Genomic DNA, 23,272 nt, shown 5'->3' on the forward strand with positions numbered 1-23,272 from the left:
GGAAGGACCGGGCGTTACGCCGCCGCCGAACGGCGGATGCGGCCCCTGGGGCGGATGAGGAGCGACAGCAGAACCGCTCCCACTGCCACCGCGCCGATCAGTGTCGCCACGACATGACCCGGGCCGAGTGCGGAATGTGTGACATACGCACCGAACAGGGCCCCGAGCGGTCCCGCGGTCAGGACCACGCGCCGCGCGGGCAGCCGGTCGCCGAGCCGGTGGGCAGCCGCCCAGGCGAGGGCGAAGCCGAGGGCGATGGAGCCGAGAGCTTCCAGGATCACGTGGTTTCCTCCCGTGCGGCCAGGGTGCAAATGGGTCGTAGCCCGTACTACCCCCACCTCGCGGAAGGCAACCCTCCCCGGGCCCGGCGAGCAGGGCCGGCGTACGAGGAACACACGAACAGACGGAACCGGCCCGGTGGGAAGTCCCACCGGGCCGGTTCCGTCTGCGTACTGCTGTGTGGTGCTGCTCTGCAGCCGACGCCTACAGCGCGCCGAAGCCCACCCTGCGCGTCGCCGGCTCGCCGATCTCTACGTAGGCGATCCGGTCAGCGGGAACGAGGACCGTACGGCCCTTCTCGTCCTTGAGGCTGAGCAGCTGCGCCTTGCCGGCCAGCGCGTCGGATACCGCGCGCTCGACCTCCTCGGCGGACTGCCCGCTCTCCAGAACGATCTCCCGGGGCGCGTGCTGCACGCCGATCTTGACCTCCACGGCTATGTCCCTCCGACGGTGTGCTGCGGTGCGCGGTCAGCCGCGCCGTACGCAGCACACATTAGCCCGGTGAGGGGACCCCGAACGCTCCGGCGCCGCACGCCAGAAGCGAACACGCACCGGGAACACGCTCCGGGCAGCTGCCGAAAACGCCGCGTCAGTGCTCGCTGCCGTGCAGCGGGAAGCCCGCGATGCCGCGCCAGGCGAGCGACGTCAACAACTGCACCGCAGTGTCGCGCGGGATCGTGCTGCCGCTGGAGAGCCAGTAGCGGGCGACCACCTGCGACACGCCGCCCAGGCCGACGGCCAGCAGCATCGACTCGTCCTTGGACAGGCCGGTGTCCTCGGCGATGACCTCACTGATCGCCTCGGCGCACTGCAGTGACACACGGTCGACGCGCTCGCGCACGGCCGGCTCGTTCGTCAGATCCGACTCGAAGACCAGCCGGAACGCGCCGCCCTCGTCCTCGACGTACGCGAAATAGGCGTCCATCGTCGCGGCCACGCGCAGCTTGTTGTCCGTGGTCGAGGCGAGGGCCGTACGAACCGCCTGGAGCAGCGATTCGCAGTGCTGGTCCAGGAGGGCCAGGTACAGCTCCAGCTTTCCCGGGAAGTGCTGGTACAGGACCGGCTTGCTCACGCCGGCCCGCTCGGCGATGTCGTCCATCGCCGCCGCGTGGTACCCCTGCGCGACAAAGACCTCCTGCGCCGCGCCCAGAAGTTGATTGCGTCGGGCTCGGCGGGGCAGGCGTGTGCCGCGTGGGCGCGCCGCCTCTGTCTGCTCGGTGGCTGTCACGCCGCCTCCCATGTCTTTCAGTGTCGCGGCCTTTCAACAGCACGGCCGTTCCGTGCGCCGTGTGCGCCGCGCCGCCATCGTACTTTTGGGTAACCCGGGAGCGCGCGGTGCGGACGGAGAATTTCACGGACCGGACGGCTACGGAAGGCCGATCACGTGCTGATCAGGTGCCGGACGGGGCTTTGGGCCGGCCCCGTCAGCGATAGTCGTCCTCGTCGACGGTGACCACGCGGGCCTGCTCGGCGGCGTCCCCGTCGGCCGCCTCCCCGGTGTCGATGCCGGTCGGACGGTCGTCGTGGGTCTGCTGCCATTCCGTGCGCTGCTCTGCGGCGTCCGCCTCGGAGGCGTCGTTGTCGAGCTCGTCGGGTTCGTCGAGGGACTCCACTTCTGCGAAGGTCTCCGGGTCGGTCGGATCGACAGACATCTGGCTGCCTTTCGGGAGGAAGCACGGGCCGGCGCGTACGCCCTTTGCTCCGAGGGTAGATCTGTGACGGCGAACACACGATTCAGTGCGTGATCGTCTCGTAACATTGCCGCATGTCTTCGACCGAGCTGCCCGGATCCAGCCTCGCCGCCGCCACGGTGGTGCCGCGGGTCAGTGCCGTCCGGGTCGCCGAGGGGGAGAAGCTGCGGTGCGTCACCCTGCCGGGGCTGACGCTGAACGTACGCACCCGGCCTCCGGCGCGCACCGGACTGCCGCCCGCGCTGTACGTGCACGGGCTCGGCGGGTCCTCGCAGAACTGGTCCGCCCTGATGCAGGCGCTCGACACGCACCTCGACGGCGAGGCGGTCGACCTGCCCGGCTTCGGGGACTCCCCGCCGCCGGACGACGGCAACTACTCGGTCAGCGGGCAGGCGCGCGCCTGCATCCGGCTGCTCGACGCGAGCGGACGCGGACCGGTGCACCTGTTCGGCAACTCGCTGGGCGGCGCCGTCGCCACCCGCATCGCGGCCGTCCGGCCCGACCTGGTGCGCACGCTCACGCTCGTATCGCCCGCCCTTCCGGAGATCCGGGTGCAGCGCACGGCGGTGCCGACCGCGCTGCTCGCGCTGCCGGGGATCGCCTCGCTGTTCGCCCGGCTCAGCAAGGACTGGACGGCGGAGCAGCGCACGCGCGGCGTGATGGCGCTCTGTTACGGCGATCCCGAGGCGGTCACGCCCGAGGCCTTCCAGCACGCCGTGGACGAGATGAAGCGGCGGCTGGAGCTGCCGTACTTCTGGGACGCGATGACGCGGTCCGCGCGGGGCATCGTCGACGCGTACACACTGGGCGGCCAGCACGGTCTGTGGCGGCAGGCGGAGCGGGTGCTCGCGCCGACGCTGCTGGTGTACGGAGGGCGGGATCAGCTCGTGTCGTACCGTATGGCGCGCAGGGCTGCCGCGGCGTTCCGCGATGCGCGGCTGCTGACCATGCCCGACGCGGGGCACGTGGCGATGATGGAATATCCGGAGGCGGTCGCCAGCGCTGTCCGGGAACTGATCAATGACAGCGGTAGGAGCTGATCCGGCGCGTGGGACGTCATAGTCGCCGAGGCCCCGCACCCAAGGGGGCTGCCGAGAAACCCGCCATACCGGGGCCCGGTGGGGCATCCGCGGCAGGTCCGGACGCGGGAGGCGGACGACGCGGACGGGTGAGAGACGCGGCGTACGACGCCGCGTCGGCGCCCGCGCCCCAGCGGCCACAGCAGCAGCATCAGCAGTACGGCGGCACTCCGGCTCACGGGGTGCCGCAAGTGCGCGGTGGGCACCCCGAGCAGCGGGAGACCGGCGGCGGCTGGGGCGTCGCGCCCGGTGGCAGGTACGGCGACTGGCAGGGGGCGCCTCGCGGGCCGCACGGGCCGCAGGGATCCCATGGGCCGTCGCAGAGCCCGCCCGGAGCGCAGGCCCAGTCCCAGGGCCCGTCACCGTCCCAGGCGCAGGCACGGTACGGGGCGGCCGGGGCCCGGATACCGGGACCGCGGCAGGAGTTCGTCGAGGCGTTCGACGCCCCGCCGAGGGTCCCGTCGGCGGCCGATCCGTTCGGCCCGGTCGCCGACCGCGGCCCCGACGACGAGAGCGCGGCCACGGGCGCAGCCGCGACCGACGCCGGCCACGGCGACGATCTCCAAGACGGCCATGGCGGCCATGACGGCCACGACGCCACCCCGGCCAAGGGCGGCAAGGGACGGACCTTCACCGGGATCGCCGCAGCCGCGGTGACCACCGTGCTCGCCGTCGTCGTGGCCGGGCAGGTCGCCCAGGTGGAGAAGGACCCCGGCGCGGTCCCGGCCGCGGGGGACAGGAGCACCCTCGACAGTGACGCCTCTCGTTCGGACGCCCGGCCCACCCCGTCGCAGGAAGCGGCGGCCGCCCCGGCGACGTACGAGCAGCAGATGACCCGGACGTACCCGATCGACCCGAAGCTGACGGGCCGGGGCGAGTTCCAGGCGATCGGCGGGTTCGACAAGGCACCCGGCAAGGGGCAGAAGTACGCGTACCGGGTGGACGTCGAGAAGGGGCTCGGCCTGGACGGCGCTGTCTTCGCACGCGCCGTGCAGGAGACCCTCAACGACGACCGGAGCTGGGCGCACAACGGCGCCATGACGTTCGAGCGGATCTCCTCCGGGCGGCCCGACTTCGTCATCACGCTCGCGAGCCCGGGCACCACCGGTGTGTGGTGTGCGAAGTCCGGCCTCGACACGCTCTCCGGGAACGTCTCGTGCGATTCGGCGGCGACCGAGCGCGTCATGATCAACGCGTACCGGTGGGCGCAGGGGGCCGAGACGTTCGGCAAGGAAAACATGTTCGCGTACCGGCAGATGCTCATCAATCATGAGATCGGCCACCGGCTCGGGCACGGTCACAAGAATTGCGAGACGCCCGGCGAATTCGCGCCGATCATGCAGCAGCAGACGAAGTCGCTCGACATCGGCGGCATCGAGTGCAAGCCCAACGCATGGGTGTTTCCCGGCAGTTGAGCCCCGCTGCGCACTGGCCGCAGCCTGACACTCCGTAATCGGAAAGCCTCCTAGCGCGACGGAACGCTACCGCGCGGCGAAAGTTACGCGTGTTCACCCCTTTTGGTGGCGCGATGGACAACCGTCCGTCGCGTCACCGGCATGTCCGCATACGGTCGGTCCCGCTGCGAGTCGCCGGACCAACGGCGGCCGTGCACAAGGGAGATCGGGGGTGTGCTCATGCGCATCGGACTGCTCACGGAGGGTGGCTACCCGTATGCGACGGGTGAGTCCAGGCTCTGGTGCGACCGGCTCGTGCGCGGGCTCGCGCAGCACGAATTCGACATCTACGCCCTGAGCCGCAGCGCCCGCCAGGAGGCGCAGGGCTGGATTCAGCTGCCGCCCCAGGTGCAGCGCGTGCGCACGGCCCCGCTGTGGGCGCCGGAGGACGACGGCGGTACGTACGGCCGGCGCGAACGGCGCCGCTTCGCCGGGCACTTCGGGGAGCTGGCCGGCGCGCTCTGCGCCCCTGAGGAGGAAGCCGCGGGCGACCGCTTCGCCGCCGGGCTCTACGGGCTCGCGGAGCTGGCCGGCGAGCACGGCGGGCTGCACGCCGCCCTGCGCTCGGAAGTCGCCGTACGCGCCCTTGAATCCGCCTGCCGCGCACCCGGGGCCAACCGCGCCGTACAAGCGGCGAAAGTCCCCGACTACCTCGAATTCGTCGACCTGCTGGAGCGCGCCCTGCGGCCCCTCTCGCTGGACTGGTACGACGACGAGAGCCTCGGCGCGGTCGACCTGTGCCACGCGGCTTCGGGCGGGTCCGCCGCTCTGCCGGGGCTGCTGGGCAAACGCTTCTTCGGCGTTCCGCTGCTGGTCACCGAGTACGGCGTACAGCTGCGGGCGCGCTACCTGGCGGCGGGTGACACCGCGCGCAGTGCGCCGGTACGGGCGCTGCTCGCCGCGTTCCACGGCAAGCTCGCCGCCGAGGTGTACGACCGGGCCACGCTCATCACGCCGGGCAATACGCACGCCAGGCGGTGGCAGGAGCGGTGCGGCGCCGACCGCGCCAAGCTTCGTACCGTCTACCCCGGCATGGAGTCCGACCGCTTCGCGGCCCTGGGGGAGGGGGGCGACAGCGGCGACCCTCACACGCTGGTCTGGGTCGGCCGCGTCGAGCCGGCCAAGGACCTCGTCTCGCTGCTGCACGCCTTCGCCGAGGTGCGAAAGGCGGAGCCGCGGGCGCGGCTGCGCATCGTTCACAACCAGCACGGGCAGGGCGCCGAGGCCGCCGCGTATCTCGGGCACTGCGAGGCGCTCGCCGCGCAGATGTTCCCCGACGAGGCCGCTGACCAGCACGCCGTCGGCGACAACCCCGTCTCCTTCGAGGAGATCGGCGGGCCCGAGGTGCCGGACCTGACGGACGCGTACGCCGCAGGCAGCGTGGTCGTCCTCTCCAGCGTCGTCGAGGGCTTCCCGATCAGCCTCGTCGAGGCGATGTTCTGCGGGCGGGCCACGGTCTCGACGGACGTCGGCGCGGTCGTCGAAGTCATCGGCGGTACGGGCCTGGTGGTCCCGCCGCGCAACCCCCGCGCACTGGCCGACGCCTGCGTGGCGCTGATGCGCGACCCGGAGCGGCGCGAACGGCTGGGAGCGGCGGCGCGCGCACGTGCGCTCGAACTCTTCACTGTCGAGCAGAACCTCGCGGCATTTCGAGGCATTTACCTGGAGTTGATCTCGCACTGCCCGGTGCGGCGAGAGCCGGTGGGCGCGGACGGCGAACCCCTGCTCTTCGCCCACCCGGCGGAAGCGCACGTGCCGGTCCGGTGGGCCGGCGGTGCGGCGAGCGGCGGCTCGGCCGCCCCGAGCTGGGCGGATGCGGCAGATCTGTCGCGGCGGGTGGGCGCGAGCGCCGGGTCGGGACCGGGGGAGTGCGATGTCTGAGCGACGCAGTGGTCAGGACCCGGCGAGACCTCCGGCGCCCGCGACAGAGCCTGCCGGCGCGATCGAAACCACGACGGCTGCGACCGCGACGGTCGTGAAGACCGCCACCTGGGACGCAGCGCCTGCGGCGGCTGTGACCGCAGCGACCGTCGGGGCCGTACCTGTTGCGAGCAGGGCCGCAAGCACGAACGGCAGCGAAGGAGGCACGGCGATGGGCGCATCCCGTACGCCGGCTGTTCCCGGCGGGGGTGCGTGGGACGCGCCCCGTACGCCCGCGAGTCCCGGCGCGTGGGATGCCGATGCGCCGCCACTGGCGGCCGCGCCCGTCGCGTCCGTCGGTGCCGCTTCGCCGCCGAGGCGTGGGCCCGCCGATCCGGTGCGGGCGCTCATGCACCGGCACCGGGAGCTGTGCGAGCGGGCCGTCGACCCGCTGGAGATCGCCGCCGGGCTCGAAGCGCACGGGGTGACCGACAGGACCGCCGCGCGTTTCCGCCACCGGGACGTCTTCGCGCTCGCCGAGGAGCTGTACGCACGCGTGCCGCGGGTCGGTGACAGTGCCGGGCGTGCCCCGGCGCGCGAGGCCCCCGCGCACGCCGGCTGGATCGCGTACGCGCTGCTGCCCGGCGTGGCGTGCGCCCTCACGGCCGCCGGGCTCGAACTCACCACCGGGGGCGTGTGGTTGGCGGTCGGCGTGACGGGGGTGCTGGTCGTCGCGGTCGCCCTCGCCCTCTGCCTGCGTCACGGGCCCCTGCGCGCCGAGGGGCGCACAGCGCCCGCCGCACGCGTGTGGGTGTGCTGGCTGCTCGGATACGCCGTCTTCGGCGACGGGCTGCTCGGCCGGCTCATCGCCGGCGGCCCGGACGGGCCCTGGCCGATGGAGACGACCACTCTCGTCGCCCTCGCCGCTGCGGCGGCCCCGGCCGCCTGGTGCGCACACCTTCTCGCCGTACAGGCGCGGCGCAAACTCGCCGCGAGCCGCGGCACCGAGGAGTTCGGCGCGTCGGTACGCCCCCTCCTGCTCGCCGTCACCGGGCTGTTCGTGGGCGTACTCCTCTGCCTCCAGATCGCGGTGGGAAGCGTGACCGGCGGCAGCGGCCGGGCCGCCCTGGCGGCCGGGGTGGCCCTCGGCGCGCTCCTGTTCCTCGCCCGGCTGCTCACCGTTCACGGCTTCCCCCGGCCCGCGTCCGCCGGGCTCGCCGCCGCAGCCGCCTTGCAGGTCACCGCCCTTTCCGCCGTACTGGCAGCCCGACTGCCCGGCTGCGGCTTCCTTGCCCGGCCCGTCGAGCACCTCGTCGGTGCCGTTGGCGTGGGCGCCGTCCCGGCCGTCGCCTGCGCCGCCGCCGCGACCGGCCTGCTCGTCCACGCCACCGTGGCCCTCTCCCGCGCCTCGGCCCACGCCGGGCGGCGCGGGGCCGACGACCCGTACCCGGCGCGGGCGCCGCACGGACAGCAGAGTCCGCATTGACCGCACCGAATCCGCCACAGCCCTCCCGCGGAGCCGACGCCGCGGGCGTACACCGCAGCACTCACCGCATCACCGCCACATCCCCGAAGGAGAACGTGAACATGACCCCCCAACCCCCAACTTCCGCCGGTCGGCACCGAGGGGACGCGCGATGAGGGTGCTGCTGCTGGGTGCCAACGGATATCTCGGCCGCTTCGTCGCCGACCGGCTGCTCGCCGACCCGGCCGTGCAGCTCACCGCCCTCGGGCGGGGCGACGACGCCGACGTACGGTTCGACCTCGCCACCGGCAGTCCCGGCGCGCTGACCCGCTTCCTCAACGCCGTCCACCCCGGCGTCGTCATCAACTGCGCCGGCGCCACGCGCGGCGGCGCCCGCGACCTGACCCGGCACAACACCGTCGCCGTCGCCACCGTCTGCGAGGCCCTGCGTCGCAGCGGCTGCGGGGCGCGGCTCGTACAGCTGGGATGCGCCGCCGAGTACGGGCCCTCCCAGCCGGGATCGTCCACCGCCGAGGACGCCGTACCCCGCCCCGGCGGCCCGTACGGCGTGAGCAAACTGGCCGCGACCGAGCTGGTGCTCGGCTCCGGGCTCGACGCCGTCGTGCTCCGGGTCTTCTCGCCGGTCGGGCCCGGTACGCCCGCCGGCTCGCCGCTCGGGCGGCTCGCCGAGGCGATGCGCCGCGCGATGCAGTCCGGGGACGGCGAGCTGAAGCTCAGCGGACTCGGCGTACAGCGCGACTTCGTCGACGTGCGCGACGTGGCGCGCGCCGTGCACGCCGCCTCGCTGTCCGCCGCGCAGGGCGCCGTCAACATCGGCACCGGGCGCGCGGTCCGGCTGCGGGACGCCGCCGCGGTCCTGGCCAGGGTCGCCGGCTACGGCGGCGCCCTGCACGAACTCGACGCGCCGTCCGGTTACGTCCCGGGCAGCGCGGCAGCGGCTGCGCGCAACGGGGGAGTGGGCAGCGTGCTCTCCTCGGTGGGCGCGCCGCGTGGGGAGGTGTCCCCGGAGCACCTGGGCGGCGCGCCGTACCCCTACCCGGACGGCTGCGGCAGCTGGCAGCAGGCCGATGTGCGCACCGCGCGCGACCGGCTCGGCTGGCGGCCCCGGATCAATCTGGAGGAGTCGCTCGCCGACATCTGGATGGAGGCGGCATGCCGCATCTGACCAGGCCCCGGCGCGCGCAGCCCGCGACCGCCGCCGACCGGATGGGTGTCGGTGTTCCCGGGTACGCCCATCCGCTCGTCGCCCCGGTCGAGTGGGGCGAACTGACCCGCCCGGGAACGCCGTTGCACTGGGTGGTGCTCAACGTGTCGAACGGCCCGGGCGACCGCCCCGACCCGCACTGCCTGGAGGCCGCGGGGCGCATCCGTAACGCCGGTGTCCGAGTGCTGGGGCGGCTCGACATGGCGTACGGGACGTGCTCCTTCGGCGAGCTCGTCTCCGACGCGCACCGGTTCCGCGACTGGTACCGGGTCGACGGTTTCTATCTGGACCGCTGTCCCACCGACCGGACGGACCTGGCCCGGGTGCGCCGGGTGACCAGTACCGTGTCCGAGCTGGCCGAGGGCGGCGGCCACCTGGTTCTCGGCCACGGCACGCACCCCTGCCCCGGCTACGCCGAGATCGCCGACCAGCTGGTGACGTTCTCCGGTCCATGGACGGACTACCGCTGGTCACAGGTGGCGGAGTGGACGGCGGACCACCCGCCGGAGCGCTTCTGCCACCTGGTGCACGGGGTGCCGCGTACGCATCTGGAGGAGGCCGTACGTATCGCCCGCTGGCAGGGCGCCGGGACTGTCTTCATGACGGATCGGACGGCCGGCGGGGACGGTGGCGACAGCGGCGGACAGAACGATCCATTTGAGGCGCTGCCCGGCTACTGGGACGAAATCGTCTCGCGGATCGGACCGGGTGTCTCGGAATGAGAAGGGGCGTGGCAGTGTTACGCGGAGAACAACCGTACTGATTGACCGACCTACGGAGTCCCCGTGTCGCTGCCACCCCTGGTCGAGCCCGCTGCCGAGCTCACTGTTGACGAGGTTCGCAGGTACTCCCGCCACCTGATCATCCCGGATGTCGGGATGGACGGGCAGAAGCGGCTGAAGAACGCCAAGGTGCTCGCCGTGGGCGCTGGCGGCCTGGGCTCGCCCGCGCTCATGTACCTCGCGGCGGCCGGTGTCGGCACGCTCGGCATCGTGGAGTTCGACGAGGTCGACGAGTCGAACCTCCAGCGCCAGATCATCCACAGCCAGGCCGACATCGGCCGCTCGAAGGCCGAGTCCGCCCGGGACTCGGTCCTCGGCATCAACCCCTACGTGAATGTCGTCCTTCACGAAGAGCGGCTCGAAGCCGAGAACGTGATGGAGATCTTCTCCCAGTACGACCTGATCGTTGACGGCACCGACAACTTCGCGACCCGTTACCTGGTCAACGACGCGTGCGTGCTGCTGAACAAGCCGTACGTCTGGGGCTCGATCTACCGCTTCGACGGCCAGGCGTCCGTGTTCTGGTCCGAGCACGGCCCCTGCTACCGCTGCCTCTACCCGGAGCCCCCGCCGCCGGGCATGGTCCCGTCCTGCGCCGAGGGCGGCGTGCTGGGCGTGCTCTGCGCGTCCATCGGCTCGATCCAGGTCACCGAGGCGATCAAGCTGCTGGCCGGTGTGGGAGACCCGCTGGTCGGCCGGCTGATGATCTACGACGCCCTGGAGATGCAGTACCGCCAGGTCAAGGTCCGCAAGGACCCCGACTGCGCGATCTGCGGCGAGAACCCGACCGTCACCGAGCTCATCGACTACGAGGCCTTCTGCGGTGTCGTGTCCGAGGAGGCGCAGGAGGCGGCGCTCGGCTCCACGATCACTCCCAAGCAGCTCAAGGAGTGGATCGACGGCGACGAGAAGATCGACATCATCGACGTCCGCGAGCCGAACGAGTACGAGATCGTCTCGATCCCCGGTGCGCGTCTGATTCCCAAGAACGAGTTCCTGATGGGCTCCGCTCTCCAGGACATGCCGCAGGACAGGCGCATCGTCCTGCACTGCAAGACGGGTGTCCGCAGTGCGGAGGTCCTCGCGGTGCTGAAGTCGGCGGGCTTCTCGGACGCGGTGCACGTCGGTGGCGGAGTCATCGGCTGGGTCAACCAGATCGAGCCGCAGAAGCCGATCTACTAGTCGTACGTACGAAAGGGCCGCCCCGCACATGTTGTGTGCGGGACGGCCCCTTCGCGCTTCCCGGGGCTTCAGCGCCCCCGGACCAGCAGCTCGGCAACCCTTTCGAGCGCCGCGGGCGCCAGATTGCGGCGCAGTACCTCCACGAGCTCCTCCGGCGTACCCCGGCTGTCGAGGGTGATTACGCCGTAATCGCGCCTCCGCGCCTTGGGTACGGCCGCCGGCGGCTCCTGCGACGTGCCGGGCAGTTGCTGCTCGTCGCGCGGCAGCCGCGCGATCCGCCGGGCGTCCTCGACCGAGACCCGGCCGTCGGCCAGCGCCTCCTGAAGATCCTCGCGCAGCCTCATCAGCGACAGTCGCTGCGAGACGAACCCCTGTGTCTTGCCGATACGAGCGGCCACCTGCCGTTGCGAGTAGCCGTACGAGGTGATCAGGCCCTGGATGGCCTGGGCCTGTTCCAGCTCGGTGAGATCGTCGCGCTGGACGTTCTCGATGAGTGCGTCCTCGTCGGTGCGGGTCGCGTCCTCCCGTACGAGAACCGGTACCTCACTCAGTCCCGCGAGCTTCGCGGCCGCGAGCCTGCGGTGGCCGTGCAGGACGACGTACGGGGCGTCGCCGACCGCCGCCTCGTGCTGCGGATGCGCGGCGAGGAAGGCACCTCGGGAGACGACGCCGAGGGCCTGGAGCACCCCGCGTTCGCGCAGCGTCTCCGCCAGGCCGTCGAGGTCGCGCAGCTCGTGGCGCGGGTTGTCCGGGTTCTCGGCGAGGTCCGTGACGGGGACGGTCAGCTGGTACGTGTCCCGCCCGGTGGGCGGCGCGGGGGCGCCGCCCGGGGTGAGCAGGGTAGCGAGGTCGGTGCGGCGCCCCATCAGCGGGCCACCGCCTTCTTGGCGGCCCGGGAGCGCCTGGGCCTGGCCGGGGCCGGGATCACCGCGAGGCCGACCTCCAGGGCGAGCCGGAAGAAGTCCTCGCGGGCCTGGAGTGCGACGCGGTTGGCGCCGTACTGCGTGACGACGAGGCCGTCCGCCGATGCGCGGGTGTGCAGCTTGTAGTGGCGTACGACGGTCCGCGCGAGCGGCCAGCCCTGCGCCTCGACGAACGCCCGGGTCTGATCGAGGTCCGCCTTGCCGTCGCGCGGGTCCCAGTTGTTGATGACCACCCGGAACGGCAGTCCGCGCGGCTTCACCACGCGCTCGATGGTGCGCTGGGTGGGCTGGAAGCCGAGCGGCTCGGGCTCGATCGGCACGATCACGTCGTGCGCGCTGTCGAGGACGGCGCGCAGCGCGTCGGCGGCGGCCCCCTTCCCGAGCGGATCGTCGCCGTCGGTCCCGGCGAGGTCGAGCCAGCCGGGCGTATCGACGAAGACGTGCTGGGCGGAGGGGATGCGGGAGAGCGCGGCGAGGCCGGGGAGGTCGTCGTGCGCCTGCACGAAGTCGAACGGCAGGCCGTCGCCGACCCGTTCCGACCACCATACGGCGGAGCCCTGCGGGTCGATCGAGACGGCGACGACGGGCGGGCGCTCGCCCTCGGGCCCGGCGCCGAGCACGTCGGCTGTGACGGCGGCGAGGTTGACGGCGAGCGTGGATTTACCCACGCCGCCCTTCTGATTGAGGATCACGTGTACGTGTGCCACGACCACTCACTCTCCCTGATTCGCGCAAATCCGACATTCGGGATTTACGGTCACTGTGACAGTGGTGCGCCGACGCGCGCCGCATACACGCCGGAGGGCGGCGTCGGCGTCGGCGCCGTCAGGAGCAGGTGGTGTTGTTCGCCGGGACCCGGCCGTCGAGGAAGTACGGGTCGACGGCGCGCGCTATGCAGGGATTGCCGTTCAGGTACGCGCCGTGGCCCTCGCCCTCGAAGGTGATCTGTACGCCCACGCCCTCGCCCAGCTCCTCGACCATCCGCAGTGAGCCCTCGTACGGCGTGGCCGAGTCGCCCGTGCCGCCGATCACCAGGACCGGGGCCGAGCCCTTCGCCCCGACCTCGGGCGTCACATGCTCCCCCTCGACCGGCCAGGAGGCGCACCAGCCGGCCAGGTCCCACGCCAGGTAGGGCCCGAAGACGGGGGAGACCTCGCGGAAGTCGGCGAGGTGGGTCGCCCTGACCTGGTCGCCGCTCACGCGTCCCTTGGCGTCGGCGCAGGATATGGCGCGCTGGGCGTGGTGGTCCGTGCCGTAGCGCCCCTGCCCGTCGCGGTTGTTGTACCTGTCGGCGTGCTTCAGGAGCGTGGAGCCGTCGCCGTTCTCCGCCGCGCGCAGGGAGGCGGTGAGGCCGGGCCAGCTGTCCTCGCTGTAGAGCTGCGCGACGATGCCGGTGGTCGCGAGGCTCTGGGTGAGCGGGCGGCTCGTTCCGGTCGTCAGCGGCTTCTTGTCGAGCCGGTCGAGGAGCCGCACGACGCGCGCGGTGCCGGCCTCGGCGGTGGTGCCGGTGCTCTTGAAGTAGTTCTCCAGGGCGCGCTGGAACCCCAGGGCCTGGTTGCGGGAGTGACGGACGATGTCCGCCGACGGGTCGACGACCGCGTCCAGCGCCATGCGCCCGACGTTCCCCGGGAACAGGTGGGCGTACGTGCCGCCCAGCTCGGTGCCGTAGGAGAAGCCGAAGTAGTGCAGCTTCTTGTCGCCCAGTACCTGGCGGATCAGGTCCATGTCGCGGGCGGCGCTGCTCGTCGCGACGTACGGCAGGACCTTGCCGGAGCGCTGGGCGCAGCCCGCGCCGAAGGCGGCCGCGTCGTCGAGGTAGGCCTTCTCCTCGGCGTGGGTGTCGGGGGTGAAGTCCAGCCGGAAGAAAGCCTCGGACTGCCGGTCGTCCTGGCAGACGACGGCGGAGCTCTCGGCGACGCCGCGCGGGTCGAAACTCACCAGGTCGTAGCGGGTGTGCAGGGTGGTGAAGCCCGGGGCGTGGCCGGGCATCGACGCCACGCCCGAGCCACCGGGCCCGCCGAAGTTGAAGAGGAGCGAGCCGATGCGCCGGTCGCCGTCGGTGGCCTTCGAGCGGATCAGCGCGATGCCGATCGTCTCTCCGGCCGGTTCGCGGTAGTCCAGTGGCGCGGTGAGGGTGGCGCACTGCCAGCGGCCGCCGGGTGCCTGGGCCGCGCTGCCGCGCGCCTTGCGGGGCGCGGAGCACCGCTTCCAGTCGAGCTGCTGGCCGGTGAGTGCGGAGGGGAGGGCAGGCAGCTTGCCGACGCTGTCGGTGTCGCCGCCTACGCCGTCGTCTTCGCTGCCGTCCTGGTGGGCGGAGGCTGTGGGGGACGCGGAGGGCTTGTCGCCGCCGCCGGTGGAGCCGCTGCCGCAGCCGGCGGCCGCTCCCGCCACGAGGAGGGCGGCGGCCGCAAGGGCGCCTGCCCGTACCAGATTCGCCATCGTGGCCCCCCGCGTGCGCCCAGAACTCGAAAAGAGATTCGCCATCCTAAGCGGCCCCACTGACAAGTCCCCTCACAAGCCCCTGCACAAGCCCATGCACAAGCCCTCTGGCATCCCGTGGACCGGACTACGGGCAGACGGTCCCGTCGGCCGGGACCTTGCCCCGCAGCAGGTACGCGTCCACCGCGCCCTGCACGCACTTGTCGCCGCTGTTGTACGCGCCGTGGCCCTCGCCCTCGTACGTCAGCTCGATGCCGACGCCCTTGCCCAGCTCGTCGGCCATCTTCTTCGCGCCCGCGTAGGGAGTCGCGGGGTCGCCGGTGTTCCCGATGACGAGGATGGGGGCCGAGCCGGGTGCGCTCACGTCCGGGGTGTCCCACTGGCCGTCCACCGGCCACTCGGAGCAGCCCGTCAGACCCCAGCCCAGGAAGTCGCCGAAGACGGGCGAGACCTCCCGGAACTCGGGGAGCTCCGCCTTGGTCTGCGCCAGGTCGAAACGCGCCTTGTAGTCCACGCAGTTGATGGCGGCGTTGGCGGCGCCGATGTTGCGGTACGAGCCGTCGGGGTTCCGGCCGTTCATGGAGTCGGAGAGGGTGAGCAGAAGCTCGCCGTTGCCTCCGTCCGCGTCGTCGAGACCCTGCTCCAGGTACTTCCAGTACTCCTGGGAGTAGAGGCTCTGGGCGATGCCGTTGGTGGCGTGGGTCTGGGTCAGTTCGCGGTCGCCGATGCCCTTGACCGGCTTCTTGTCGAGCCGCTCGAGCAGGTCGACGACGAAGTCCTCGATTTCCTTCACGGTGTTGCCGGGCAGCGTGCACTCGTCGCCGCGCTGGACGCAGTCCTTGGCGAAGTTGTCGAGGGCGAGCTGGAAGCCCCTGGCCTGGCCGAGTGAGCCCTGCTCGGAGGACTGGGTGGGGTCGACGACCGCGTCGAAGACCGCCCTGCCGACCCTCTTGGGGAACAAGTGGGCATATACGCCGCCCAGTTCGGTGCCGTACGAGATGCCGAAGTAGTGCAGCTTGTCGTCGCCGAGGGCCTGCCGCATGAGGTCCATGTCGCGGGCGGCGTTGGTGGTGCCGACGTGCGGGAGGTCCTCGCCCGAGTTCTCCTCGCAGGCGGAGGCGTACTCCGCGAGGCCCTCGGTGAGGGCCTTCTCCTCGGCGGCGTCGTCCGGGGTGCTGTCCTGGGCGTAGTACTCGTCGAGCTCCTTGTCGTCCTGGCACTGCACCCCCACGCTGCGGCCGACGCCGCGCGGGTCGAAGCTGACCAGGTCGTAGCGGGAACGCAGCCGCTCGTAGTCCGCGGCCAGGGAGGGCAGGCCGGTCACTCCCGAGCCGCCGGGCCCGCCGAAGTTGAAGACGAGGGAGCCGATGCGGTTCTTCGTGTCGCGGGCCTTCGCGCGGATGAGCGCCAGCTCGATCGTGTCGCCGTCGGGCTTCGCGTAGTCGCGCGGGACGTCCATGAAGGCGCACTGCCAGGTGGCGCCGCCGGGGAGGGGAGAGGGGGAGGTGCCGCCGCCCTCGGCCGTCGACGGAGCGGGGCAGTCCGTCCACTCGAGCTTCTGGGTGGCGAGACCGTTGGTGCCGCTTCCTTCCGTGCCCTTGTCGCCGCTGTCGGAACAGCCGGCGACGGACACGAGAACGGCGGTGGCGGCGAGGACGGCCGTGGCACGCAGGGCGGCGGAAGTCGGCATGCGTCCATCGTGCGACGGGGGGCGGGAGCGTGCGCCCCGGGAGCGCCATTCGGGACGGCGTAGGGGGCGTTGTGAGCGTTCCCGGGACGCCACCGGGGAGCGGTACGGGAGCGGTACGGCTTGTGCGAAGTGACTAGAGCTGTTCCTTGCGCGTCAAGTTGTTGAAGAACAGCCAGCCCGGCAGCACCGGCAGCCAGAACGTCAGCAGCCGGTACAGCAGCACCGCCGGGGTCGCCACCGCGTAGGGCAGGCCCGCGACCGACAGAGCCGCGATGAGCGCGCCCTCGACGGCGCCGACACCGCCGGGCGTGGGCACCGCAGAGCCGATTGCGTTGGCGGTCAGGAAGACGACAGCGACGGTGGCGTAGCTCAGGTGGACGTCGCTCCCGAAGGCACGGATCGACGCGTCCAGGCACATCACGAACGCCGCGGTCAGCAGCAGCATCCCGCCGATTCCCGTGATCAGCTTCTGAGGCCGCTGCAGTACGTCGAGCATGCGCGGCACCACGCCCGCGAACAACGACCGCACCCGTGTCACCACGAACCTGCGCAGGATCGGCACGGCCGTCACCACCAGCGCCAGCACGGCCGCCGTCAGCAGGCCGGCGATCACCGTCCTCGACGGGGAGAGCGTGGGGGTGTGTTCGGTGCCCGTGACATAGCCGAAGATCATCAGCAGTGTGATGTGGCTGGCCAGACCGAAGAGCTGCGAAGCGCCGACGCTTGCCACCGCGAGTCCGGGGCGTACGCCGGCGCGCTGGAGGAAACGGGTGTTGAGCGCCACGCCGCCGATCGCCGCCGGGGTGACCAGCTTCACGAAGGAGCCGGCGACCTGTGCTTTGACCGTTCGCCAGAAGGAGACCTTCTCGGGAACGAAGCCGAGCAGACTCATCGACGCGGCCGGATAGCTCAGCGCGGAGAACAGCGCGGCCACCGCGGCCCAGCGCCAGTCCGCTTTCGCGATCGCCTCGGTGATGTCGTTGGCCATCAGCGTCGAGATCAGGAAGTACGCGGCGAAGGCGCCGGCGATGACGCTGACGAGTGTGCGGAGCCTGATGCGCTCCAGGCGGGCCGGCTCGACCAGCGCCTGCGGACGGATGAGCAGCACCTGATGACGGATCTGCGTCAGCAGGTCCTCCTCGCGTGCCTCCTCCAGAGCCTCCTCTATGGCCCCCTTCTCGGCTTTCTTCTCCGCCCGTACGGCCTTGCGGCCACCGGGAGCCGCGGTGGCCTCCTCGGCGCCCGGCTCGGCCGCCTTGGCGTCGTGCGCGGCGTCGGTCACCGCCTCGCGTTCGCGCTGCGACCGTTCGCGCGCCAGCTTGCGCAAGGTGGAGCGGGTGGAGCGGCTGAGCGCGATCGGCTGGAGCAGCGGAAGGCTGTCGGCGACCGCGTCGGGGCCCAGCACCTCCACGGCGGCGGCCACGGCCCGCTCGGCGCCCGCGCGCAGCCCGAGCGTGGTCAGGAGCTGCGCGACGTCCATGCGCAGGACGACGTCGCCTGCCGCGATCTCACCGCCGCGCAGGTCCGTCAGGATCACCTTGCCGGAACGATCCACCAGGATCGCGTCGCCGACCAGCCTGCGGTGTGCGATACGGCGCGACTGAAGGGCCTTGACCTGACGCCAGGCCCCGCGCAGCAGCTCGTCGGTGATCTCCTCGTCGGGCAGCGAGTCCAGCGAGCGGCCGCCCAGGTGCTGGTATACGAGCATCACGGCGTCCGGGCCGAGCTCGGACGTGGCGATCAGCTTCGGCGCGTTGGCCCCGGCGGCGATGGCGGCGTACGCGAGCAGCGCCTCCTGCTCCAGGGCCTGGCGCAGGGACTGGATGGAGCGGCGCTGGGTGATGCCGCGCAGGGTCACCTGACGCCATACGCGGTAGAAAAACCCCTGCGCCTGCTGTTCCCGGTCGACGACCGTGACGTCCAGAGGCGGCCCGTCCTCAAGGGTGACGAGATAGCGGCGGCCGCGGTCGCCCTGCTCGGCCGAGTCGGACACGTCCTCGGCGCGCATCGCCGTCACGGGGCGGAAGCCGACGTGCCGCAGGCCCGCGAGGAGCGTCTGTCCGGTGGGCCGTACGTTCGGCGATCCGACGGCGTAGAGGGTCCCGTACGCGACCGTCCAGCCGATCAGAACGGTCACGATGATCGAGAACGGTGTGGTCTGGCGGCCGACCAGTACGGCGAAGGAGTTCAGCAGCAGGACCGCCCACAGGGCCACACGCCAGCGCGGCCTGCGAGCCATGCCGACCGCCGTCATGTAGGCGATGACGGGCGCGAGATAACCGTGTACGGGATCGGTCAGTTCGCCGTTCGCCGTTGCCTGCGTGAGCGCTTCCCTGATCGTGTCCGGGGCCGCCTCGGAGACCCACAGGTCGGTGGCGAGCGCCACACCGTGCGCGAGAACGGCCGCGAGTACGCCGTCCGCGATCCGCAGCCCGTCGCGCTTGATCAGCCGCTCGATCGCGAAGGCGACCGGGAGGATCAGTACGGCGATGCTGGAGATCAGGCCGGCCAGTTTGATGAAGACGTCCGGCGTCTGGCCCGTGCCTTTGCTGATGTCCTGTTCGAGTCCGGAAGCGGTGCCGTGCGCGAAGGCCGCGATCGCGAGAACGCAGACGATGCCGAGCACGCCGGCGAGCAGTCGCACCAGGTCGGAGGGGCGGTGCACGCGCGCGGAGAGCAGCGGCTCGTCGCCGGAGACCCGGTCGGTGTGGCTTCCTTCGGGCCCGCTGTCCATGGTCTCGGTGGGCCTCTCGGGAGCGTCAGGGTGCGACTCGGCGCCAGGGGTGCTCGCCGCCGGGGGAGGCTGCACGCCCTGCTCCTTCGTCGTTTCTTCTTGATCTCGTATCACCTGTCACCGCCCGGATGATGGTGGCATGACCGGATGACAGAGGGGGGCATCAGGGTGCATTGCGGGGGCGTGCGGTGTTTTGGGTACGCCCCCTGGAGCAGTGCGCACTGTCGGTGCCGTGGTGCAGGATGGGCCGGATGAGCGACGAGCCGGAAGTCTCCGAACTGCCCGAGTACGCCGAGCGCGTGCTGGAGGTGGCGGAGATGATTCCACCCGGCCGGGTGATGACGTACGGCGACGTCGCCGAGTGGCTCGAGGAGGGCGGCCCGCGCCAGGTGGGGCGGGTCATGGCGCTCTACGGCGGAGGCTCGCCCTGGTGGCGCGTGGTGCGTTCCGACGGCGTACTGCTGCCCGGCCACGAACTGCGGGCCCTGGAGCACTACCGCGCGGAGGGCACCCCGCTGCGGACGGCCTCCCGGCAGTCCGGGACCCACGTGCCGCGCCTGGACATGAAGCAGGCGCGGTGGGACGGCGCCGCGGCCGGCTCCGGCGGAAGTGCACAAGCTCACACGTCTCACACCTGACAGCTTCCTGCATACGGAGCCGCGGCGGGGAAAACCAGGACCGTACGGGGCGCCGGGCGGGTCAGGAGGCTGACTCGCTGCGGCCCGGTCGCCCACTGGCGTAGCGTCGTCGGGACGCGGCACGCGCACACCGACCGTCCCGCGTCACCCACGCCCCGCGCGGGGCGGCAAGTCAACCCGTACACCCACCAGGACCGGCGATCCACGTGAGCTCCTCCCCTTCCTCAGGTTCCGCAGATTCCGCTGGTTCCGTTGGTTTCGCGGGTTCTGCTGGTTCCGCCTGGAATCCCCCGCCCCGTCAGGCGCGGCAGCGGACTGTGGGTGCGTACCGACTGGTACGCACCCGGCCGGGCCCGGTGGACCCTCCTCTTCTGGACGCACGGCAGCGTGCGGTGGTTGACCATGCGGGCGGGCCGCTGCTGGTCCTCGCGGGACCGGGCACCGGCAAGACGACGACTCTGGTGGAGGCGGTCGCCGCGCGTGTCGCCAAGGGAGCCGACCCGGAGCGCATCCTGGTGCTCACTTTCAGCCGCAAGGCGGCGGTGGAGCTGCGCGACCGGATGGCGCTGCGGCTCGGTGGCGCGTACGGGCCGCAGGCGACCACGTTCCACTCCTTCTGCTACGCCCTGGTCCGCGCCCATCAGGACAGCGACCTGTTCAGCGAACCGCTGCGGCTGCTGTCCGGCCCCGAACAGGACGTCGCGGTACGTGACCTGCTGGCGGGCCACGTCGAGCTGGAGCGGGACGGCCGGCCCTCTCCCATTCACTGGCCGGACGAACTGCGCGCCTGCCTCACGACGCGCGGCTTCGCCGACGAGGTCCGCGCGGTGCTGGCGCGCAGCCGGGAGCTGGGGCTCGGCCCCGACTCCCTCGGAGCCTTCGCGGCGCGCACCGGGCGGCCCGACTGGAAGGCCGCGGCGGCCTTCCTGGCCGAGTATCTCGACGTACTCGACATGCAGGGTGTCCTGGACTACGCCGAACTGGTCCACCGCGCGGTGCTGCTCGCCGAGCAGGCGGAACTCACGGGCCGGCTCAGCGCGCGGTACGACGCGGTCTTCGTCGACGAGTACCAGGACACGGATCCGGCGCAGGTCCGTCTGCTGCGGGCGCTGGCCGGGTCGGGCCGCACCCTGGTGGCCTTCGGCGACCCGGACCAGTCGATCTACGCGTTCCGTGGAGCGGACGTCGGCGGCATCCTCGACTTCCCGGACACGTTCCGCGGAACGGACGGCAGCCCTTCACCGGTGGAGGTCCTGACGACCTCCCGCCGCTCGGGAGCAGGCCTCCTGGCGGCCACCCGTCTGCTCACCCGCCGGATGCCGCTGACGCGCCTGCCGGCCGAGAAGGTACGGGCGCACCGCGACCTGGCCACCGTACGCGAAGGGGGCCGCGCGGAGGCCTTCACGTACCCGACGGCGGGCACCGAGCTGGACAACATCGCGGACATCCTGCGCCGCGCCCACCTGGAGGAGGGCGTGCCGTGGAACGAGATGGCGGTACTGGTCCGAGCCGGCGGCCGCAGCATCCCCGCCGTACGCCGCGCCCTGACCTCCGCGGGCGTCCCCCTGGAGATCGACGGCGACGACCTCGCCCTGCGCCACGAGCCGGCGGTGACCCCGCTGCTGGCGGCCCTGCGAGCGGTGGCAGAGGCGGCACTCACCCAGGCGCCGGACAAGGCCGCCGGCCACAGCGAAGCCGACACCCGAGAGCACGCGCGGGCGGCACCTCCAGACGGCCGCGAAGCCGACTCCCCCGACGGTTTGGCCGCGCCCGCCGGCCGCCGCGAAGCCGACGCGCCGGACGGGCCGGCAGCGCCCACTGACGGCCCTCATGGCGTCACGCAGCCCGAAGGCGCGAGCGCCGGCCCCGGCGAGGGCCAGGAAAGCTCCGCCTCACCCGCCACCACCTGGCTCGGCACCGAGGTCGCCGCCGAACTGCTCGCCTCGCCGCTCGCCGGTATGGACACCGCCGACCTGCGCCGGCTCGGCCGCGCGCTGCGCGACGATGAGCGCGCCGCCGGGAACCGGCTCCCGCCGCCCTCCGACGAACTGCTCGCCCGCGCGCTCGCCGAACCCGAGCGCCTGGCGGCACACGACCCGGGGTACGCCCGTGGCGCCCAGCGCCTCGGAGCGCTCCTGCGAAAGGCCCGTACGCTCCTGGAATCCGGCGGCACCGCCGAAGAGGCCTTGTGGGAGCTGTGGAACGGCACCCCCTGGCCGGGGCGCCTCGAACGCGCCGCCCTGCGCGGCGGCGCGGCCGGCCGCAACGCCGACCGCGACCTCGACGCCGTGTGCGCGCTCTTCGACACCGCGGCCCGCGCCGAGGAACGCTCCGGCGGCCGCGGCGCCCTGAACTTCCTGGAAGAGCTGGACGCCCAGGACATCGCCGCCGACACCCTCAGCAAGCGCGCCGTACGCCCCGACGCCGTACGCCTGATGACCGCACACCGGTCAAAGGGCCTGGAGTGGCGCCTGGTCGTCGTCGCGGGCGTACAGGAAGGCCTGTGGCCGGACCTGCGCCGTCGCGGCTCGCTCCTCGAAGCGGACCGGATCGGCCGCGACGGCCTCGCCGAGCCGCTCACCCCCGGCGCCCTCCTCGCCGAGGAACGGCGGCTCTTCTACGTCGCCGCGACCCGCGCCCGCGAGCGCCTCGTCGTCACCGCCGTCAAGGCCCCCGCCGACGACGGCGACCAGCCCTCCCGCTTCCTCACCGAACTCGGCGTCGAACCCAAGGACGTCACAGGCCGCCCCCGCCGCCCGCTCGCCGTAGCGGCTCTGGTGGCCGAACTGCGCGCCACCACCGTCGACCCGGCCGCGACCCCCGCCCTGCGCGACGCCGCCGCCCGCAGGCTGGCCCGCCTTGCCGCGCTCGCGGACGAGGACGGCCAGCCGCTGGTCCCTTCCGCGCACCCGTACCGCTGGTGGGGTCTGTACGACCCGACGCACAGCAGCATCCCTTTGCGCGACCGCGAACAGCCCGTGGCGCTATCGGGAAGCGCACTGGACCAGCTCGCGAACACGTGCTCCCTCCAGTGGTTCCTGGGACGCGAGGTAAAGGCGGACGCACCCGCGACCGCCGCCCAGGGCTTCGGCAACGTCGTGCACGTCCTCGCCGACGAGGTCGCGTCCGGCCGTACGCCCGCCGATCTCGCCGTACTCATGGAACGCCTCGACTCCGTCTGGAACGCCCTGGCCTTCGACGCCCCCTGGAAGTCCACGCAGGAGAAGGGCCACGCGCGCGTGGCGCTCGAACGCTTCCTCAAGTGGCACGTCATGGACCGCGGCGACCGCACCCCGGTCGCGACCGAGCACGCCTTCGACGTCACCCTGGAAGCGGGCGGCGAGTACGAGGTGCGCATCCGCGGTTCCATGGACCGCGTCGAGACGGACGCCGAGGGACGGGCGTACGTCGTCGACTTCAAGACCGGCAAAGCGACCCCCACGCGCGACGAGGTCGCCCACCACCCCCAGCTCGCGGTCTACCAGCTCGCCGTACGGGAAGGCGCGGTGGACGAGGCGTTCGGCGGAACGCGCCCCGAACCCGGCGGCGCCGAACTCGTACAGCTGCGGCAGGCGGCCGCCAAGAAGGACGGCGGGGAGGCACTTCCCAAGATCCAGGCGCAGGAGCCGCTCGCGGGGGAGTGGGTCGGCGACCTGCTCGCCACCGCCGCCGGCCGCGTACTCGACGAACGCTTCAGCCCGGCGACCGGCCAGCACTGCACGCACTGCGCGTTCCGCGCCGCGTGCAGCGCACAGCCGGAGGGCCGCCACATCGTCGAGTAGCGGAAGCTTCACCAACCGTGGTTGTCAGTGGGGCCCGATAGCCTCTGTG

18 protein-coding genes are annotated in these 23,272 nt (G+C 72.2%); 9 read left to right on the top strand and 9 right to left on the bottom strand.

From position 1 onward, the window contains the following. Positions 1–14: 14 nt before the first annotated feature. The 4 genes from AC1P0E_RS22555 to AC1P0E_RS22570 all read right to left on the bottom strand — a co-directional run bounded on the left by AC1P0E_RS22555 (position 15) and on the right by AC1P0E_RS22570 (position 1,931). Positions 15–281 (bottom strand): hypothetical protein, encoded by a 267-nt coding sequence (locus AC1P0E_RS22555; protein ID WP_482743951.1) that lies wholly within the window; start codon positions 279–281, stop codon positions 15–17. A gap of 202 nt (positions 282–483) precedes the next feature. Next, positions 484–711, bottom strand: coding sequence for a DUF3107 domain-containing protein (locus tag AC1P0E_RS22560; RefSeq protein ID WP_482743952.1), 228 nt, complete (start codon positions 709–711; stop codon positions 484–486). A 157-nt stretch (positions 712–868) separates the two neighbouring features. Then, entirely contained in the window at positions 869–1,507 is a 639-nt protein-coding gene (locus AC1P0E_RS22565; RefSeq protein ID WP_214978069.1) for a TetR/AcrR family transcriptional regulator, read from the bottom strand. A 196-nt stretch (positions 1,508–1,703) separates the two neighbouring features. After that, the gene (locus AC1P0E_RS22570; protein ID WP_482743953.1) at positions 1,704–1,931 is read right to left on the bottom strand and encodes a hypothetical protein; all 228 of its coding nucleotides are present in this window, start codon (positions 1,929–1,931) and stop codon (positions 1,704–1,706) included. 113 nt (positions 1,932–2,044) lie between these two features. Between AC1P0E_RS22570 and AC1P0E_RS22575 the strand changes: the two genes are divergently transcribed. From AC1P0E_RS22575 to moeZ, 7 genes are all read left to right on the top strand, one after another. After that, a complete protein-coding gene (locus tag AC1P0E_RS22575; protein ID WP_482743954.1) occupies positions 2,045–3,010 on the top strand; it encodes an alpha/beta fold hydrolase in 966 nt (321 codons plus the stop codon). Positions 3,011–3,018: 8 nt separating this feature from the next. After that, positions 3,019–4,464, top strand: coding sequence for a DUF3152 domain-containing protein (locus tag AC1P0E_RS22580; protein ID WP_482743955.1), 1,446 nt, complete (start codon positions 3,019–3,021; stop codon positions 4,462–4,464). A gap of 219 nt (positions 4,465–4,683) precedes the next feature. Then, positions 4,684–6,384 (top strand): DUF3492 domain-containing protein, encoded by a 1,701-nt coding sequence (locus AC1P0E_RS22585; RefSeq protein ID WP_482743956.1) that lies wholly within the window; start codon positions 4,684–4,686, stop codon positions 6,382–6,384. 211 nt (positions 6,385–6,595) lie between these two features. After that, on the top strand, positions 6,596–7,849 hold the full coding sequence (locus tag AC1P0E_RS22590) for a hypothetical protein (RefSeq protein ID WP_482743957.1): 1,254 nt from the start codon (positions 6,596–6,598) through the stop codon (positions 7,847–7,849). A 151-nt stretch (positions 7,850–8,000) separates the two neighbouring features. Then, complete coding sequence (locus AC1P0E_RS22595; protein ID WP_482743958.1) at positions 8,001–9,014, top strand: SDR family oxidoreductase; 1,014 nt, start codon at positions 8,001–8,003, stop codon at positions 9,012–9,014. Further along, complete coding sequence (locus tag AC1P0E_RS22600; protein ID WP_482743959.1) at positions 9,002–9,775, top strand: spherulation-specific family 4 protein; 774 nt, start codon at positions 9,002–9,004, stop codon at positions 9,773–9,775. The genes AC1P0E_RS22595 and AC1P0E_RS22600 overlap by 13 nt, the downstream gene beginning before the upstream one ends. Before the next feature lie 63 nt (positions 9,776–9,838). Further along, complete coding sequence (gene moeZ, locus AC1P0E_RS22605; RefSeq protein WP_482743960.1) at positions 9,839–11,017, top strand: adenylyltransferase/sulfurtransferase MoeZ; 1,179 nt, start codon at positions 9,839–9,841, stop codon at positions 11,015–11,017. 68 nt (positions 11,018–11,085) lie between these two features. Here moeZ and AC1P0E_RS22610 read toward each other — a convergent pair whose 3' ends face one another. The 5 genes from AC1P0E_RS22610 to AC1P0E_RS22630 form a co-directional block, all read right to left on the bottom strand. Beyond that, positions 11,086–11,883, bottom strand: coding sequence for a ParB/RepB/Spo0J family partition protein (locus tag AC1P0E_RS22610; RefSeq protein WP_482743961.1), 798 nt, complete (start codon positions 11,881–11,883; stop codon positions 11,086–11,088). Next, positions 11,883–12,647: a nucleotide-binding protein gene (locus tag AC1P0E_RS22615; RefSeq protein ID WP_482743962.1), complete on the bottom strand. Its 765-nt coding sequence runs from the start codon at positions 12,645–12,647 to the stop codon at positions 11,883–11,885. Before AC1P0E_RS22615 ends, AC1P0E_RS22610 begins: the two co-directional genes overlap by 1 nt. A gap of 118 nt (positions 12,648–12,765) precedes the next feature. Continuing rightward, entirely contained in the window at positions 12,766–14,379 is a 1,614-nt protein-coding gene (locus tag AC1P0E_RS22620) for an alpha/beta hydrolase (RefSeq protein ID WP_482743963.1), read from the bottom strand. A 127-nt stretch (positions 14,380–14,506) separates the two neighbouring features. Further along, positions 14,507–16,069, bottom strand: coding sequence for an alpha/beta hydrolase (locus AC1P0E_RS22625; protein WP_482743964.1), 1,563 nt, complete (start codon positions 16,067–16,069; stop codon positions 14,507–14,509). 133 nt (positions 16,070–16,202) lie between these two features. Next, positions 16,203–18,878 (bottom strand): lysylphosphatidylglycerol synthase transmembrane domain-containing protein, encoded by a 2,676-nt coding sequence (locus AC1P0E_RS22630; protein ID WP_482743965.1) that lies wholly within the window; start codon positions 18,876–18,878, stop codon positions 16,203–16,205. Positions 18,879–19,054: 176 nt separating this feature from the next. On the opposite strand from AC1P0E_RS22630, the gene AC1P0E_RS22635 reads away from it, so the two are divergent. Then, the gene (locus AC1P0E_RS22635) at positions 19,055–19,441 is read left to right on the top strand and encodes an MGMT family protein (protein ID WP_482743966.1); all 387 of its coding nucleotides are present in this window, start codon (positions 19,055–19,057) and stop codon (positions 19,439–19,441) included. Between the two features lie 332 nt (positions 19,442–19,773). Beyond that, positions 19,774–23,223, top strand: a complete 3,450-nt coding sequence (locus AC1P0E_RS22640) for an ATP-dependent helicase (protein ID WP_482745861.1) — start codon at positions 19,774–19,776, stop codon at positions 23,221–23,223. The last annotated feature ends 49 nt before the right edge of the window (positions 23,224–23,272 follow it).

The sequence above is a fragment of the Streptomyces sp. TRD_SC_5 genome (genome assembly GCF_056836825.1).

What these genes read in the sequence shown, in the direction of transcription:
- AC1P0E_RS22600 (WP_482743959.1), top strand. Translation starts at nt 9,002, where the DNA reads ATGCCGCATCTGACCAGGCCCCGGCGCGCGCAGCCCGCGACCGCCGCC.
- AC1P0E_RS22625 (WP_482743964.1), bottom strand. Translation starts at nt 16,069, where the DNA reads ATGCCGACTTCCGCCGCCCTGCGTGCCACGGCCGTCCTCGCCGCCACC.
- AC1P0E_RS22620 (WP_482743963.1), bottom strand. Translation starts at nt 14,379, where the DNA reads ATGGCGAATCTGGTACGGGCAGGCGCCCTTGCGGCCGCCGCCCTCCTC.
- AC1P0E_RS22590 (WP_482743957.1), top strand. Translation starts at nt 6,596, where the DNA reads ATGGGCGCATCCCGTACGCCGGCTGTTCCCGGCGGGGGTGCGTGGGAC.
- AC1P0E_RS22575 (WP_482743954.1), top strand. Translation starts at nt 2,045, where the DNA reads ATGTCTTCGACCGAGCTGCCCGGATCCAGCCTCGCCGCCGCCACGGTG.
- AC1P0E_RS22595 (WP_482743958.1), top strand. Translation starts at nt 8,001, where the DNA reads ATGAGGGTGCTGCTGCTGGGTGCCAACGGATATCTCGGCCGCTTCGTC.
- AC1P0E_RS22570 (WP_482743953.1), bottom strand. Translation starts at nt 1,931, where the DNA reads ATGTCTGTCGATCCGACCGACCCGGAGACCTTCGCAGAAGTGGAGTCC.
- AC1P0E_RS22635 (WP_482743966.1), top strand. Translation starts at nt 19,055, where the DNA reads ATGAGCGACGAGCCGGAAGTCTCCGAACTGCCCGAGTACGCCGAGCGC.
- AC1P0E_RS22585 (WP_482743956.1), top strand. Translation starts at nt 4,684, where the DNA reads ATGCGCATCGGACTGCTCACGGAGGGTGGCTACCCGTATGCGACGGGT.
- AC1P0E_RS22610 (WP_482743961.1), bottom strand. Translation starts at nt 11,883, where the DNA reads ATGGGGCGCCGCACCGACCTCGCTACCCTGCTCACCCCGGGCGGCGCC.